Annotated in this window: 13 protein-coding genes; 1 reads left to right on the plus strand and 12 read right to left on the minus strand. The window is 75.0% G+C overall.

Annotated features, from left to right (window positions below):
* Positions 1–60: 60 nt before the first annotated feature.
* The 7 genes from CR165_RS17125 to CR165_RS17155 are packed head-to-tail and all read right to left on the minus strand — an operon-like array spanning position 61 to position 6,590.
* A complete protein-coding gene (locus CR165_RS17125; protein WP_109518165.1) occupies positions 61–1,215 on the minus strand; it encodes an ABC transporter substrate-binding protein in 1,155 nt (384 codons plus the stop codon).
* Positions 1,212–2,060 carry an alpha/beta hydrolase gene (locus tag CR165_RS17130; protein ID WP_109518166.1) on the minus strand — a complete coding sequence of 283 codons (849 nt, stop codon included), beginning with the start codon at positions 2,058–2,060 and terminating at the stop codon, positions 1,212–1,214. The genes CR165_RS17125 and CR165_RS17130 overlap by 4 nt, the downstream gene beginning before the upstream one ends.
* A complete protein-coding gene (locus CR165_RS17135; protein ID WP_109518232.1) occupies positions 2,057–2,770 on the minus strand; it encodes an ABC transporter ATP-binding protein in 714 nt (237 codons plus the stop codon). Before CR165_RS17135 ends, CR165_RS17130 begins: the two co-directional genes overlap by 4 nt.
* An 11-nt stretch (positions 2,771–2,781) precedes the next feature.
* On the minus strand, positions 2,782–3,531 hold the full coding sequence (locus tag CR165_RS17140) for an ABC transporter ATP-binding protein (protein WP_109518167.1): 750 nt from the start codon (positions 3,529–3,531) through the stop codon (positions 2,782–2,784).
* Positions 3,528–4,463 carry a branched-chain amino acid ABC transporter permease gene (locus CR165_RS17145; RefSeq protein ID WP_109518168.1) on the minus strand — a complete coding sequence of 312 codons (936 nt, stop codon included), beginning with the start codon at positions 4,461–4,463 and terminating at the stop codon, positions 3,528–3,530. The genes CR165_RS17140 and CR165_RS17145 overlap by 4 nt, the downstream gene beginning before the upstream one ends.
* Positions 4,460–5,329 (minus strand): branched-chain amino acid ABC transporter permease, encoded by an 870-nt coding sequence (locus CR165_RS17150; protein WP_109518169.1) that lies wholly within the window; start codon positions 5,327–5,329, stop codon positions 4,460–4,462. The genes CR165_RS17145 and CR165_RS17150 overlap by 4 nt, the downstream gene beginning before the upstream one ends.
* A gap of 22 nt (positions 5,330–5,351) precedes the next feature.
* Positions 5,352–6,590: an ABC transporter substrate-binding protein gene (locus CR165_RS17155; protein ID WP_245906518.1), complete on the minus strand. Its 1,239-nt coding sequence runs from the start codon at positions 6,588–6,590 to the stop codon at positions 5,352–5,354.
* A 180-nt stretch (positions 6,591–6,770) separates the two neighbouring features.
* On the opposite strand from CR165_RS17155, the gene CR165_RS17160 reads away from it, so the two are divergent.
* Entirely contained in the window at positions 6,771–7,871 is a 1,101-nt protein-coding gene (locus tag CR165_RS17160; protein WP_109518170.1) for a YncE family protein, read from the plus strand.
* An 80-nt stretch (positions 7,872–7,951) separates the two neighbouring features.
* Here CR165_RS17160 and CR165_RS17165 read toward each other — a convergent pair whose 3' ends face one another.
* From CR165_RS17165 to CR165_RS17185, 5 genes are all read right to left on the minus strand, one after another.
* A complete protein-coding gene (locus CR165_RS17165) occupies positions 7,952–11,854 on the minus strand; it encodes a non-ribosomal peptide synthetase (RefSeq protein ID WP_109518171.1) in 3,903 nt (1,300 codons plus the stop codon).
* On the minus strand, positions 11,847–12,110 hold the full coding sequence (locus CR165_RS17170; protein WP_109518172.1) for a phosphopantetheine-binding protein: 264 nt from the start codon (positions 12,108–12,110) through the stop codon (positions 11,847–11,849). Before CR165_RS17170 ends, CR165_RS17165 begins: the two co-directional genes overlap by 8 nt.
* Positions 12,111–12,128: 18 nt before the next feature.
* On the minus strand, positions 12,129–13,757 hold the full coding sequence (locus CR165_RS17175; protein WP_181378215.1) for a (2,3-dihydroxybenzoyl)adenylate synthase: 1,629 nt from the start codon (positions 13,755–13,757) through the stop codon (positions 12,129–12,131).
* A 110-nt stretch (positions 13,758–13,867) separates the two neighbouring features.
* Positions 13,868–14,785, minus strand: coding sequence for an alpha/beta hydrolase (locus tag CR165_RS17180; protein ID WP_109518174.1), 918 nt, complete (start codon positions 14,783–14,785; stop codon positions 13,868–13,870).
* Complete coding sequence (locus tag CR165_RS17185; protein ID WP_245906520.1) at positions 14,782–15,972, minus strand: amidohydrolase; 1,191 nt, start codon at positions 15,970–15,972, stop codon at positions 14,782–14,784. The genes CR165_RS17180 and CR165_RS17185 overlap by 4 nt, the downstream gene beginning before the upstream one ends.
* Between the last annotated feature and the right edge of the window lie 25 nt (positions 15,973–15,997).

Raw genomic sequence — 15,997 nt, forward strand, 5'->3', positions numbered from 1 at the left:
GGGCCGGGCTGGCGGGCATGGGGGGCTGGATCCCCGGTCGTTCCCCGGCCATGCGGGGCCTCAGGGCGAAGCCGGCGCCGCGCCGCGCAGGTCGGTCCAGTAGGTGCCCTGCATGGGGATGGCGAGGAACTCTGCGTTGAGCGCGGCCACCGTCGCCGCCGGGTCGAGATCGGCGCAGCGGGCGGGGTGGAACCAGCGGGCCAGCGCCTCCAGCATGACGATGTGGGCGGGCGTGTCGTTGAAGCCGTGCCAGATGGCATGCGCCCGGCCCGCCTGCACGGCGGGCAGGACGTCCAGCCTCTCGCGCTGAAGCACGGCGGCCAGCTCCCGCCGCGCCGGCGCCGCCTCCACCCCCGTGCCGAGCGGGATGCCGCCACGGCCGCCATACGGCCCGCCGGTCGCGACATACACCGCCGGGTCCTGGCTCAGAATGTATTCGAGGGAGAGCTGGCCGACATTCCCCGGCAGCGTGTCGGCGCCGATATTGTGCCCGCCGGCGAAGCGCACGATGGAATCGAACGCCCCCCGCCCTGGCGAGGCGCAGCAGGCCGTGCCCCCGGCATGGGCATGGACGAAGACGCGCGGCCGGTCCTCCCCGAGGCCGGCGAGGCGGGCCGAGATGCGCTCCATGCGCGCCATGTAGAAGCGGTCGAACGCCGCGGCGCGCTCCTCCAGCCCCAGCACCTGGCCCAGTATGGCCATGCTGCGCCGCGTGTCGCGCATCGGGTTGCTGAAGAAGTCGATGACGATGGCCGGGATGCCGGCGGCGGCGAGCCGGTCCAGCACGCTGTCCGACTCCGCGCGCAGCGCGCCGCCGCTGACGATCACCGCATCCGGCTGCGCGGCCAGGATGGCCTCCAGCGAGAGACTGGCATTCTGGCCCGCCCGCGCGACGACGGGGATGGCATCGGCGCGCGGGAAGCGGGCGCGCAGCACCGCGTAGTCCGGCGGGTTCATGGTGCGCAGGTCGTCGCCCCAGCCGACGAGGAGGGAGACCGGGTCGGGGTGGAGCAGCCCCACCGCCAGCACGTGCCGTGCCTGCGCCAGCACCAGCCGCCGCGCCGGGCGGGGCAGGGTGACGGTGCGGCCGCGCAGGTCCGTCACGCGGATGGGCGACTGGGCGCGCGCCCGGGCAGGCAACAGGGCGGGCAACAGGGCGGGCGCGGCCAGCAGGGGCAGGGCCAGGGCATTGCCGAGAAGGGTGCGGCGGTTCATGCGGGGTCTCCTTCCCGGGGGAGGGCGAAGCGGGGGGCGCGGATCAGGGCGTGCAGCCGGGCGGAGCCATGGTCCTCGCCCGGGAACTCGGCGAATTCCACGGCCAGCCCGGCGCCGCGCAGCAGCGCGGCCAGCTCGCGGGCATTGCCGATCATGCGGCGGGCGGCGCGGATGGCGCCGCGCGGGCCTTCGTCGCTTTCCTCCTGCCCGCCCACCGTCACCAGCAGGCGGGTGCCGGCCGCCGCGGCGGGCGGCCGCGCGGCGAAGCGCCGGGCGGCGTCCAGCATCGCCCCCTCGCCCCACCACAGGGAGGGGCTGGCGATGACGAGGCTGCGGAACAGACCGGGGCGCGCCAGCAGGGCGTGCAGCGCGAACAGCCCGCCCAGCGAATGGCCGAACAGCGAGATCTGCCCCATGTCCACCGGCTGGCGGCGGGCCAGGGCGGGCAGCAGCGCCGTCTCGATGAAGCCGAGGAACGCCGCCGCGCCGGAGGCGGCGGGGTCGGTGCCCGGCAGCGCCGGCGTGTAGTCGCGCTGGCGGGCGGCAGGCTCGTAGGCCGCGCCCCCGGGGTGGCCGAGGCCCAGGATCAGCGCCGGGGCGGGCCGGCCGGGTGTGTTGCGCCAGGTGAGGGCGCGGTAGGAATCCACCGCCGCGCCGAAGCCGGCATTGGCGTCCAGCACCAGCAGCACGGGGTAGCCGGCGGGTGGCGGCGGCGCCTCCGGCCAGGCGAGATAGGCACGGTGCCGCCGTGCCGGATCGGTCCCCGCCGGCATGTCCCACCAGGCGGTGCGCGGCAGCGTGACGGGCGCGTCCTCGGCCTCCGGGAGCGGCAAGGGCTGGCTCATAGGCCGAGATGCTCCTGGACGAAGGGGCGGTCGGCGAGCAGGGCGCCGGACGGGCCGTCGAAGACGATGCCGCGCCCGGCCAGCACCACGGCGCGCGGGCAGAGCCGCAGGGCGAGGGGGAGGTTCTGCTCGGCCAGCAGCACCGTCAGCCCCTCCGCCCGCAGCCGCCCGACATGGTGCAGGATGATCTCCTCGGCCATCAGCGGCGCCAGGCCCTCGCTCGGCTCGTCCAGCACCAGCAGCCTGGGCTGGGTGAGCAGGGCGCGGCCGATGGCCAGCATCTGCCGCTCGCCGCCGCTGAGGGCGCTGCTGGAGGTGGCGCGGCGTTCCGCCAGGCGTGGGAACAGGGCGAGGACGCGCTCCAGCGTCCAGGCGCCGCGCGCGCCGCGCAGCGTGGCGAGGCGGAGATTCTCCGCGACGGTCAAATTGGGGAACAGGCCGCGCCCCTGCGGCACCAGCGCCAGGCCGAGCCGGGCGATGCGGTGGGTGGGCCAGCCCGTCACGTCCTGCCCCATCACCCGCACCGTGCCGCCGAGGCGGGGGCCGAGGTTGAACAGCGCCTGGGCCAGGGTGCTCTTGCCGGCGCCGTTGCGGCCGAGCAGGGCCACCGCCTCGCCGGCGCGCAGCTCCAGCGAGAGGCCGCGCAGCACCTCCACCGCGCCGTGATGCGCGGACAGGCCGGAGAGGGCAAGCAGCGGGGGGCCGGGCATCGCGCCGTGCATCAATCCGCGAGGCTCCCGAGATAGGCGGCGCGCACCGCCGCATCCGCCCGCACCGCCTGTGGCGTGCCGGTGCGCAGCAGCCGGCCGAGATGCATGACCGCGATGCGGTCGCAATGGCCGAAGACGATGTCGATGTCATGCGCGATGAGCACGAGGGCGGTGCGGGAATCATGCCGCCGGACGATGCGCAGCAGCCGCTCCGCCTCGGCCTGGGAGAGCCCGGCGGTGGGCTCGTCGAGCAGCAGCAGGCGCGGCTCCAGGGCGAGCGCCATCAGCAGGTCGGCGATGCGCTGCTCGCCGTAGGAGAGGTCGGCCATGCGCTCGCCGCCGCCGCGCGGCAGGCCGCTCTCGGCCAGCAGGCGCTCCACCTTTGCATCCGCCTCCGCGTGGCAGGTCCGCGCGCCCAGCCAGCGCAGCCCATGCCCGGCGCGCTGCCGCGCCGCCATGGCGAGGTTCTCGCGCAGGCTGAGGGCGGGGAAGACCATCGCCTTCTGGAAGGTGCGGACCAGCCCGAGCGCGGCGCGCTTCTCCGGCGGCAGGCGGTCGACCGGCGCGCCGGCGAAGCGCACCGCGCCGCTGTCCGGCCGCAGGAAGCCGGTGACGACGTTGAACAGCGTGGTCTTGCCGGCGCCGTTGGGGCCGATCAGCCCGAGTGTCTCGCCCTCCTCCACCGCCAGGCTGATGTCGGACAGGGCGCGGAAGGCGCCGAAGCTCTTGCCGATGCCGGCGATCTCGAGCAGCGGGCTCATCCCCGCCTCCACCGCGCCGCGGCACCCGCGAGGCCGTGCGGCAGCAGCAGCACGATCAGCACGAAGATCACCCCGACGAAAAGCTGCCAGCGGTCGGTGTAGGCGCTGACATAGGTCTGCAGCGCCAGATAGACGGCGCTGCCCAGGAAGGCGCCCCAGAGCGAGCCGACGCCGCCGATCACCAGCATGATGATCATCGTGGCCGAGAGCGACCAGTGCACGCTCTGCGGCCCGACATAGAGGTTGAGGAACGGGTAGAGCGACCCCGCCGCGCCGGCGATGCCGCCCGCCGCCAGCATGGCGCGGAGGCGGATGCGCGCGGTGCTGTAGCCGAGCGCGCTCATCCGCAGCGGCTGCTCGCGCGCCCCCACCAGCGCGCGGCCGATCGGGGCGGCCACGAAGGAGCGGGCCAGGGCGTGTGCGGCCAAAGCGAGGCCGCCGGCCAGCAGGAACAGGGCGCGCGGCCCGTCCAGCCGCCAGGGGCCGAGGGAGAGCGGCGGCAGGCCGCGCAGCCCGTCCGCGCCGCCCGTCACCGCGCGCCAGTGGAAGGCCACCTCCCAGGCGATCTGGCCGAGCAGCAGGGTGAGGATCAGCAGGAAGAGGTGGCTGCTGCGCATGATCGCCACGCCCATCAGCGCGGCCAGGAGCAGCGCCGCGCCGGTGCCGGCGCCGAGCACCAGGAGGAGGTTGCCGCCGAGATGCAGCGCCGCGACCGCCGCCGCATAGGCCGCCGTGCCGAACAGCGCCGCGTGGCCGAGCGAGACCAGCCCGCCGGAGCCCACCAGCAGGTCCAGGCTCATCACCGCCGTGCCGAGCAGCAGGATCTCGGCGAGGAAGCGGAGATGGAACGGGCCGGCCAGGGCGGCGGGCAGCGCCAGCGCCAGCAGGGCGGCCGCCATCGGCGCCGCCCGGGAGAGGAGCGCGCGCCTCATACCTGGCGCAGCGGCGGCGCGACGAAGCCGTGCGGGCGCAGCAGCAGGAAGCCGGCCATGGCGGAGAAGGCCACCACATTGGCGAATTCCGGGAACCACACCTTGCTGAAGGTGAGCGCGAAGCCCACCACCAGCGCGCCGGCCACCGTGCCGCCGAAGCTGCCGAGCCCGCCCACCACCACGGTGATGAGGGCGAGGATCAGCACCTCCTCGTCGAGCCCCGGATAGGCCGCCAGCATGCCCGCCCCCAGCGCGCCGCTCAGCCCGCCCAAGCCGGCCGAGAGCACCAGCACGGCGGCGAAGAGGCGGCGCGTGTCGATGCCCAGCGTCTCGACGATGCCGCGGTCGGTGACCGCCGCGCGCAGCGCGGCGCCCCACAGGGTGCGGTCCAGCAGCAGCCAGAGCAGCAGGCCGAGCACCGCGCCCACGCCGATCAGGAACAGGCGGTAGAGGGGGAAGGGCATGTCGAACAGGAAGACGACGCCGCGCAGCGCCGCCGGCAATTCGGGCGTCAGGATCTGCGCGCCGAAGCCCCAGCGCATGAGGTCGGCCAGGATGACGGAGATGCCGTAGGTCAGCAGCACCTGCATCAGGTGCGGCCGGGCGTAGAAGCGGCGGAACGGGAAGCGCTCCAGCAGCGCGCCGGCCAGGGCGGCGGCCAGGAAGGCGGCGGGGAAGGCCAGCCACCAGGGCGCCCCCGAGGCGAGCCAGAGCACCGCCACGTAGCTGCCCAGCAGGTAGAAGGCGCCATGCGCGAGGTTGACGAAGTTCATCAGGCTCAGCACGACCGAGAGGCCGAGCCCCGTCAGCAGCAGCAGGGCCGAGAAGGACAGGGCGTTCAGGACCTGGACGATGGCGTAGCCCATCGGGGTGCTTCCTCCGCGGGCCTCAGGCGTCCGGGCCCGGGTCGCGCAGCTGCGGGTAGGTGTGCACGACGGTGTTGACCATCCGCCCATCCTCGCCCCGCCGCACCGCGTTGACATGGATGTCGAGGATCGCCTGGCCGTTGCGCGGGTCGAAGGGCATGGTGCCGAAGGCGGTCTCGACCGGCGCGCCGAACAGCGCGGCCCGCGCCGCTTCCCAGTCCGCGAGGGTGCCGCCCGTGCGCTCCAGCAGCGCCCGGATCACCTGGCCGCAGACATAGCCCGTGGTGCTGAACTCGCCGGGCAGGGGCTTGCCCGTCGCCATGTAGGCCCGGTTGAAGGCGGCGCTGGCCGGCGCGGTGGGCGACTGGTGGAAGGTGCTGAAGGCGCCGAGCGCGGCATCCCCCACGGCGGGCAGCACGTCCTCCTGGTCGAAGAAGGCACCGGGGCCGATCAGCGGCACCCGGCCGGCGAGGCGGTATTCCTGCCACTGGCGCAGGAAGCGCACGGCATCGCTGCCGGCGAAGAAGCCATACACCGCCTCCGGCCGCTCGGCGGCGATGGTGGTCAGCAGCGGGCCGAAATCGGCGCTGCCGAGCGGCGTCCAGAGCGTCCGGCCAGGGCGGCCGCCGAGCTGCCGGTAGGTCTCCACGAAGTCGCCGACATATTCGCGCCCGGCGGCGTAGTCGGAGGCGACGGTCAGCACCCGCGCGCCGCCCAGCTTCTCCCGCGCCCAGCGCGCGGCGGTACTGCCCAGCATCCAGTTCGTCTTGGTCGGGCGCACGATGTAGGGGCTGGCGGCCTTGCGGGCGAGGTCGTTGGCCGAGCCGAGCAGGAAGGTCGGCGTGCGCGCCTCCGTCACCACGTCGCGCAGCGCCAGCGCCACGCCGGAGCTGATGACGCCGCAGAGCAGGTCCACCCGGTCCTGGCCGATGAGCTTGCGGGCGCGGCGGGCGCCTTCCTCCGGCCGGGCCTGGTCGTCCTCCACCAGGAACTCCACCGGACGCCCGGCGAGGCGGTTGCCGGACTGCGCCAGGAGAAGCTGCATCCCGGCGCGCATGCTCTCGCCGAGCGCGGTGAAGGGGCCGGAGAGGGAGGTGATCATGCCGATCCGCAGCGGCTGCGCCTGGGCCAGTGCCGGCGCGGCGAGCGGCAGGCCCGCGAGCGCGGCGGCCAGCCCCCCCAGCACCTGGCGGCGGCCGGCGGCGGGGCGGGGCGCCAGGGTGGCAGGATGAAGCGCGTCCCGCGGATGCAGCATGCCCATGGTGGCCGGTCGTCTCCGGATGAAAATGCGAACAGTTCTCAACTGTTTCTCGCAGAGCCGTGCCCCTTTTACAAGGCCCGCCGGCGATCGGCCCTTCGCCGCGGCGATTGTCGCCTCTCCGGGTTGGTGTTAATGATAACCATTCGCAATTTGGCGCGATAGCCTCAGGAAAGGCCTGCAATGCCTCCCACCCATGCCAGCGCTCTCTCCGCCCCGCCGGTGCTCCGGCGCCGCCACGCGCTTGCCCTGCTCGGCGCGGCCACCTTCGCCCTGCGCGCCGCGCCGGCACGCGCCGCCGCCACGGTGGAGAAGACCGTGAAGCTGGCGCCCGGCCTGTACGAGCTGGCCGTCAGCACCACCACCGACCTTGTGCATGTGGCGAGCACCGGCCCGCGCGGCGCCGACAGTGCCCGCATCCTCGGCCTCGACCTGCGCACGCTGGAGGTGCGCTCCACCATCGAGCTGGGCGCCGACACGGTGTTCGGCCTCGGCGTGAACGACGCCACGGGCACGCTGTTCGGCACCGGCACGCGCAGCGGCCGGCTGGTCGCCATCGACCTGCGCAGCGGCCAGGTGAAGGCGCGGATCGGCGAGGGCGAGGGGGCGCATCTGCGCCACGTGGTGGTGGACGAGGCGCGCAACCGCGCCTTCGTCTCCATCTTCGGCTACCGCGACAAGCCGAGCGCCATCTGGGTGGTGGACACGGCGGCCAACACCGTCGCCCATGTCATCACCGAGGGGCTGGAGGGCGGCATCTCCGGTCTGGCCTACGATCCGGCGGGGGACCGCCTCTTCGCCGGCGCGCTGGGGCCGAACGAGGTGGTGGAGGTGAGCCTCGCCCGCCGCGCCGGGGTGCGCCGCTTCGCCTCGGGCGGCGAGGGGCTGATCAACGTGGAATACCACGCCGCCAGCGGCCGCCTGTTCTGCGCCAACCAGAAGAGCGGGCAGCTCACCGTGCTGGACGCCGCCTCGGAGACGCTGGTGAAGGCGCTGGAGACGGGCGCGGGCGCGCTCGGCATCACCCTCTCGCCCGATGGCGCGCTGGCCTATGTGGCCAATCGCGGCGCCGGCACGGTGAGCCTGGTGGAGACGAGCAGCCTGACCGTAAGGGCCAGCCTGGAGACCGGCACGCACCCGAACACCGTGGCGGTGGACCCTCGTTCGGGCCTCGCCTATGTCAGCAACAAGGCGAAGGCCGGGCCGCGCCCGGCGCCGGGACAGGCGCCCGTACCGCCGCCCGAGGACCCGCGCGGCGACACGGTCAGCCTGATCCGCGCCTGAGGGACTCTCGAGAGGGGCTCTGCCCCTCTCGAACTCTCCCCGCCAAAGGCCTGAGGCCTTTGGAAACCCGTTCGTCCGTTCTACGGGCCGAGGCGGCGGCGCAGCACGGGGGCGATCTGCGCCACGGCCGCGGCGCCGATCATCTCGCCATGCAGGGCGGGCACCTCCACCACCTCCACCGATGCGGCGTGCGGCGCCCACATCGCAGGGGAGAGGGCGCGGCCGGCATGGTCGCGCGCGGCGCGGAAATGCAGCAGCGTGCCGTCGAACCGGCCATGGCGGTGGCCGCGGACGAGGCGGTTGTTGCCCTCCATCACCCGCATCACGCCATCCAGCACCGCCTCGGGCAGGCGGCCGAGCGGCGTGCCGCCCTGGCGCAGGAAGGCCAGCACCGGCCCCCGCCGCATCGGCAACTCCGGGTGCCGCGCCGGGTCGTGCCCGGCGATGGCCAGCAGGGCGCGGAACAGGGCGCCGGGCTCCGGCTCCGGCTCGGCGCGCCAGGCCTCGGCGGGGTAGGAATCGAGCAGCGCCAGCGTGCCGACGGCACGGCCCAGCGCCCGCAGCCGCACCGCCATCGCCTGCGCGATGATGCCGCCGACCGACCAGCCCGCCAGATGCACCGGCCCGCCCGGATGGGTGGCGAGCAGCCGCGCCACGTAATCCTCCGCCAGCGCCTCCAGGCTGGCGGGCGGCGGGCTGGCGCTGTCCAGCGCCGGGGCCTGCAGGCCCAGCACCGGGATCTCCGGCCCCAGCGCACGGGCGAGGCGGCCATAGCACCAGGCGATGCCGCCCGCCGGATGCACCACGTGGAGCGGCGGCCGCTCCGCCTCGCCGCGCCCGAGGCGGATCAGCGGGCGCAGCCCGTCATCGCCGGGCGGCAGGGCATCGGCCTCCAGCAGCACGGCGAGGCGGGCGACCGTCGGGTGCTCGAACAGCGCGCCGAGGCCCGGGTCGCGGCCGAACTCCTCCTGCACCCGCAGCATCAGCTCCACCGCGAGCAGAGAATTGCCGCCGGCGGCGAAGAAATCCTCCTCTGCGCCGATCTCCGGCAGGCCCAGCGCCGCGGCGAAGAGGGCGGCGAGGCGGCGCTCGGTCTGGCCCTCCGGCGGGCGGCCCGGGGTGGCGGGCAGTTCGGGGGCGGGGAGGGCGGTGCGGTCCAGCTTGCCGCTGCTGTTCACCGGCAGGGCGGGCAGCGGCACCAGGGCGGCGGGCAGCATGTGGTCCGGCAGCCGGGCGGCCAGATGCGCGCGCAGCGCCGCCGGGTCGTAACCCTCGCCCGGCACGAGGTAGGCGACGAGGCGCCGGTCCCCCGCCCGGTCCTCCCGCGCGATGACGCGGGCCTGCGCCACCATCGGCGAGGTGCCGAGCGCCGCCTCGATCTCGCCCAGCTCGATGCGGAAGCCGCGCAGCTTCACCTGTCCGTCCGAGCGGCCGAGATAGAGGATGGCGCCATCATCCCGGAAACGGGCGAGGTCGCCCGTGCGGTACATCCGCGCGCCGGGGTGGAAGGGGTCGGGGATGAAGGCGCGCTCGGTCAGGTCCGGCCGGCCGAGATACTCCCGCGCCAACTGCACGCCGCCGATGAACAGGTGCCCGGTGACGCCGGCCGGCAGGGGCCGCAGCGCCTCGTCCAGCACGTACATCCGGGTGTTCCAGACGGGGTGGCCGATCGGCAGCGGGTTGCTCGTGTCGCCCGCCGAGGCGTCCCAGTAGGTCACGTCCACGGCCGCCTCGGTGGGGCCGTAGAGGTTGTGCAGCTCCGCGGTCAGCGTGGCGTGGAAGCGGTCGCGCAGCTCCGCCGTCAGCGCCTCGCCCGAGCAGAAGACGCGGTGCATTGCGAGGCCCCGCGCGGCGGGGTGGGCCAGGAAGGCGGCCAGCATCGAGGGCACGAAATGCGCGGCGGTGATGCCCTCGTCGCGAATCAGCGCGGCGATCGCCGCCGGGTCGCGCTGCGCGCCGGGGGGCGCCAGCACCAGCGTGCCGCCGCAGATCAGGGGGAGGAAGAACTCCCAGACCGAGACGTCGAAGGTGGCGGCGGTCTTCTGCAGAACGCGGTCGGCGGCGGTGAAGCCGTAGTGCTGCCGCATCCACTCCAGCCGGTTGACGATGGCGCGGTGCTCGATGACCACGCCCTTCGGCTCGCCGGTGGAGCCGGAGGTGTAGAGGGCATAGGCCGCATCCCCCGGCGCAGGGCCGGGCGGAGCCTCGCCCGATGCCGGCCAGGCGGCGGGGGGCAGCGTCTCCACCCCCTCCGCCAACGGCGTGGCGGCCAGGATCAGGGGCGGCCGGGCGGAGGCCAGGATGCGCGCCAGACGTTCGGGCGGATGCGCCGGGTCCAGCGGCAGGTAGGCGGCGCCGGCGCGCAGCGTACCCAGCAGGGCCACCACCAATTCCGGCGAGCGCTCCAGCGCCACGGCCACGCGGTCCCCCGCGCCGATGCCGCGCGCGGCGAGTTCGGCGGCCAGCGCCGCGCTGCGCCGGTCCAGCTCCCGATAGGAGAGGGAAGCGCCCTCGAAACGCAGCGCCGTCGCCTCCGGCGTGGCCGCCATGGCGCGGGCGATCAGCGCGACGAGGGTGGTGTCCGGCACCGGGTGGTCGGTGGCGTTCGCTGCGATGGTGAAGCGCCGTGCCTCCTCGGGCGTGGCGGTGGGCACGGCGTCCAGGCGCCCGGCCTCCAGCGCGGCGGCGATGAAATGCGCGGCACGGGTGGCGTGCGCGGCGGCCTCCGCGGCGGTGTAGAGGTCGGGGTTGGCCTCCACGTCCAGGCGCAGCGTGGCGGCGCCGGGGTCGGTGCGCAGGTCGAAGGTGATGTCGTCCACCGGGCCGGTGCCCAGCAGGCGCAGTTCGGCCGTGCACCCGGGAAAGGCGGGGATGCCGTGGAAGGGCTGGATGTTGATGATGGCGCCATGCAGCCGCCGCCCGGCGCCGATGCGGCCGAGATCGCGCCGCAGCTGCTCGCCACGGTAGCGGCCATGCCGGCGCAGCCGCGCGAGCTGGGCCAGGACCGGCTCCACCGCCTCGGCCAGCGGCGCCGCCTCGTCCAGCCGGATGCGCAGCGGCAGCACGTTCATCTGCGTGGAGGGCGCGCGGGCGGCCGCGCTGCCGAAGCGGTTCATGAAGGTGGCGCCGACCACCGTCTCCTCCTCCCCCGCGATGCGGCGGCAATAGGCGCCGAGCAGGGCGGTGAGCAGGTCGGGCCAGGCGGCCTCCTGCGCGGCGGCGAGGCGGCGCAGCGCCGCGCCCGTGGCGGCATCGATCGCGGCCTCGGCGCGGTGAGCGGAACGGGCGGTGCGCGCCGCGCCGGGGGTGAAGCCCACCGCCTCCGGCGCCCCCGCCATGGCCTGCCGCCAGTGGGCGGCGTCGGCGGCACGGCGAGGCGAGGCGCGGTAGGCGGCATCCGCCTCCACCGCGGCGGCGAAGGGGGCCAGCGGCGCGCCCGGATCGGTGCCGGCCACGCGCGCGGCGTAGAGCGCGGCGACGCGGTGCACCAGCAGCTCCGTGCCATAGCCATCCAGCACCAGGTGATGGGCGCGCTGGTACCAGAGGTGGTGCGTGGGCGAGAGGCAGTAGAGCCGCTCGGCCGCGAGGCCGCCGCGCGCCGGGTCCACGGGCATGTCCATGTCGCGCCGCATGGCGCCGCGCGCGGCGGCGAGCGGATCCGGCGCGGCGGAGAGGTCCACCACCTCCAGCCAGGGGCGCAGCGCCGGGTCGGGCTGCTGCACCACGCCGGTTGGCGTCTCGCGGATGCGCAAGGCCAGGCACCCGGCCTCCGCCACCATGCCGTCCACCGCCGCGCGGAAGGCGGCGCGGTCCAGCGGGCCGTGGAATTCCAGGTACTGCCCGGTGTTGAAGACCGGATTTCCGGGGTCGATCCGCTGCGCGAACCACAGCCCTTCCTGCGCCTCAGTCAGCGGCAGGGGGGGGCCGTCCGCCGCCGGGGGAAGGGTCAGCGGCGGCTCGGCGCAGCGGAGATCCTCAGCCATGGGCGGGCCGCGCCATCGTCCGCTCGGCCACCGCCCACCAGGCCTCCACCGTGAGCTTCTCGGCCAGCGCGCCGAAATCGAGCGACAGCCCGGCCTGTCCCCAGCGCGTCACCAGGTCGATGGCGCGGAGTGAGTCCAGGCCCAGGTCGGAGAGGTCCTCGTCATCGCCGAACTCATCGGGCGCCATGCGCAGGGCGCGGGCGATGTCGGCGCGCATCTGCGCCCGCGTCAGGGGCGGGGTGGCGGCTTCGGCCATGTCGTGCGGTCCTCTTCCTCAGTCGGCATTCTCTTGGGCCAGCAGCCGGGCGCGCAGGCGGGCCCGCAGCTCGCGGCGGCTGATCTTGCCGGCGGCCGTGGTCTCGAAGGCCTCCACCAGCACGATCTGGTCCGGCACCTTGAACTCGGCGATGCCGCGGCCGCGCATCCAGGCCTTCAGCGCCGGGGCGCGCGGCCGCTCCCCCTGCGGGATGACGAAGGCGCAGCTGCGCTCGCCGAGGAATTCGTCCGGCACGGAGACGACGGCGGCGTCGAACACGTTCGGATGGGCGAGGAGGTGGTCCTCGATCTCCTCGGCGGAGATCTTCTCGCCGGCGCGGTTGATGTGGTCGCCCGCGCGGCCCTGCACCACCAGGTAGCCGCCGGGCAGGCGGCGCACCACGTCGCCCGTGCGGTAGAAGCCGTCTGGCGTGAAGGAGCGGGCATTGGCCGCGTCGTCATTGTGGTAGGCGCGGATGGTGTAGGGGCCGCGCGCCAGCAGGTAGCCCGGCTCGCCCTCCGGCACCTCCTCGCCCAGGTCATCGACGATGCGCACCTCGTCATCCGGGCTGATCGGGCGGCCCTGCGTCTCCAGCACGATGGGGTCCGGGTCGTCGAGGCGGGTGTAGTTCACCAGCCCCTCGGCCATGCCGAAGACCTGCTGCAGCCGGGCGGGCAGGGCGTCCTGAACGCGGCGCGCCGCCTCGGGCGTCAGCTTGGCACCGCCCACCAGCAGCACCTCCAGGCTGGAGAGGTCGTGCCGCCCGCCGGCCGCGGCCTGCGCCCAGAGCAGCGCCAGCGGCGGCACAAGGCCGGTGATGGTCACGCGCTCCTGCGCGATGAGGGGGAAGGCGGTCTCGGGGCTCGGCGTCGGGCTCAGCACCACGCGGGCGCCGGCGTAGAGGGCGCCCATGTGGCCGGGCGAGCTCATCGGGAAGTTGTGCGCCGCCGGCAGGGCGACGAGGAACACGCTTTCCGCCGTGACGCCGCAGATCTCGTTGCTGGCGCGGAAGCTGTAGATGTAGTCGTCATGCGTGCGCGGGATGAGCTTGGACAGGCCCGTGGTGCCGCCCGAGATCTGCAGGAAGGCGACGCTCGCCGGGTCCGGGTCCGGCGGCAGCGCGGCGCGGTCGCCATCGAGGCTCTCGAAGGCGGTGAACTCCTCCGCCTCGCCGACGATGACGACATGCCGCAGCCCCGGCGCGGCTTCGCGCAGGGCACGGGCGAGGGGGCGGTGGTCGAAGCCGTCCGTGCCGCGCGCGGCGGCGATGTAGGCGCTGGCCTCGGATTTCGCGGCGAAATGCGCCAGTTCGGCGATGCGGTGCGCCGGCAGCGCATAGACCGGCACCAGCCCGGCCAGGAACAGGCCGAACACGGCCGGGAAGAACTCCGGGATGTTGCCGAGCTGGACCACCACCCGCTCGCCCGGCCGCAGCCCGAGGGCGAGGAAGCCGGCGGCGGCCGCCTCGGCGCGGGCGTGCAACTCCGCATAGGTCCAGCGCTGCCCGCCGCCGATCACCGCCAGCGCCTCCGGCCGCTCGGCGGCGCGCTGGCGCAGGAAGCCGGGGAAGGTCTCGCCCCGCCAGTGGCCGGCCGCGCGGTAGCGCGCCGCGAATTCGGGGGGCCATTCCTGTCGCAGTGGGATCAAGGCGGGGGTCCGTTCTCGGCGGCGCCGGCGGGCGGGGGCCGCCCGGCCAGCATTGATACTCATTCTCAATAGGCGCCCGAAGTGGCCGGGGCAAGCCGGCGCGGGGCCGTTCAGGGCGGGGCGCTGCCCTCCGGCATGCGGCCGGTGGCCAGCACCAGCGCATCGGCCACCGCCCCGGGCACCATGCTGCCATGCGTCTCGCCCTCCATGCGGCGGAAGCCGACGCGCAGCCCCGGGATGGCGGCCAGGGCGCGCGCCGTCTCCAGCCCGCCCGGCCCGTTGCCGATGGCGGCGCGGTAGGGCCCCGGCCGCGACACCCCGGCCACCGAGATCAGCACGTCCATCGGCCGCGCCAGCCGCCCGCCGGCGGCGCGCAGGCCGGCCAGGAAGGCTGTCTGCTCATCCAGCACGGAGCGGCGGTTCCACCAGATGGAGGGGTCCGCCAGCGCATAGGCGTTGAACAGCTGCGGCCGTGTGAACAGCGCGTGCAGCCCGAGCAGCCCGCCCAGCGAGTGGCCGAACAGCGTCTGCCGCGCCGGGTCCAGCGGCAGGCGGGCGGCCACCGCCGGGCGCAGCGCCGTCTCCAGGAAATCGAGGAACCGCTCCCGCCCGCCGGAGGGCGGCGGGTTGTCGCGGCGCGGACCGAAGGCCTCGGCGGGGGTGGGCGGCGTCAGGTCGAGGAAGCGCCGTTCGGGGTCGTGCCGCGGCCCGGTGGGGTGGTCGATGGCCAGCAGCGCCACGCCGGCGGCGCCCGCCGCCTCGCGCGCCTGCCAGGCCAGCGGGAAGGTGCCGTTGCCGTCCAGCAGCGTCAGCAGCGGGTAGCCCGCGGCGGGCGGCGGCGTGGCCGGGCGCGCGAGCTGGATGGACCAGGGCGGCCCTTCGCCCAGGCCCAGCGCGAACCGCTCCACCAGCGGGTGCCCCTCCGTTCCGGCCGGTTCCGGCGTCCGCTGCGCCCGCGCGGCGCGTGCCGGCAGCAGGGTGGGGAGGGCGAGGGCGGCGCCCAGCAGCACCCGGCGCGCGGGGTTCATGCGCCTTCCCCCAGCGCGTGCTGCACGAGGCTGACCCAGTAGGCGGCGCCGACCGGCAGCAGCGCGTCGTTGAAGTCGTAGCGGGGGGTGTGGACGTGGTGGAAGCTGCCATCCGCCGCCACGCCATTGCCCACCAGGATGAAGGCGCCGGGGCGGGCCTGGAGCATGTAGGCGAAATCCTCGCCGGCCGTGATCGGCGGATAGTCGGTGTCCACCTGCGCCGCGCCCGCCAGCGCGGCGGCGGCGCGGGCGGCCAGCGCCACCTCCGCCGCCGTGTTCACCAGCGCCGGGTAGTCGTGCCGGTAATCCACCTCGGCCGCGCAGCCATGCGCGGCGGCCAGCGCCTCGGCCAGTTCGCGCAGGCGGCGGCCCATGGTCTCGCGGATCTCGGGGCGGAAGGAGCGGCCGGTGCCGGAGAGGCGCGCCTCGGCGGGGATGACGTTCGGCGCCCGCGCGTCGCCGGCGGCGATGTGGCCGACGCTCAGCACCCCCGTCTCCCGCGCCGGCAGGTTGCGGCCGATGACGCCCTGCAAAGCGCCGATGAAGGCGGCCAGCGGCTGGGTCGGGTCGGTCGCGCGGTGCGGCACGGCGCCATGCCCGCCGCTGCCGCGGAAGGTGACGGACCAGCTGTCCACATTCGCCAGCATCGGCCCGGCGCGCAGGCCGAAGCGGCCCAGCGCCAGCCCCGGCTCGTTGTGCAGGCCGAACACGGCATCGGCGGGGAAGCGCTCGAACAGCCCTTCCTCCACCATGCGCCGCCCGCCGCCGAGGCCCTCCTCGGCGGGTTGGAAGATGAAGTGGACGGTGCCGGCGAAATCCGGGTTCCGCGCCAGCTCCTCCGCCGCGCCGAGCAGCATGGTGGTGTGCCCGTCATGCCCGCAGGCATGCATCACCCCGGGCGTGGCCGAGGCATAGGGCAGGCCGGTGGCTTCCTGGATCGGCAGGGCGTCCATGTCGGCGCGCAGCGCGATGCTGCGCGGCCCCGGCCGGCGCCCGCGCAGGGTGCCGACGACCCCGGTGCCCGCCAGCCCCTCCTCCACCGCGATGCCGCAGGCGCGCAGCCGGGCGGCGACGCGCGCCGCCGTGCGCCGTTCCTCGAAGCCCATCTCGGGGTGGCGGTGCAGGTCGTGGCGGAAGGCGGCGAGATCCTGCTGCCGGGCCGCGAGACGTTCGCTCAGGTGCTGCAAGGCGTGTGGCTCCGCTGGGCTGGGG

The organism is Teichococcus aestuarii, from assembly GCF_003116135.1.
GTDB classification, from domain to species: Bacteria; Pseudomonadota; Alphaproteobacteria; order Acetobacterales; family Acetobacteraceae; genus Pseudoroseomonas; species Pseudoroseomonas aestuarii.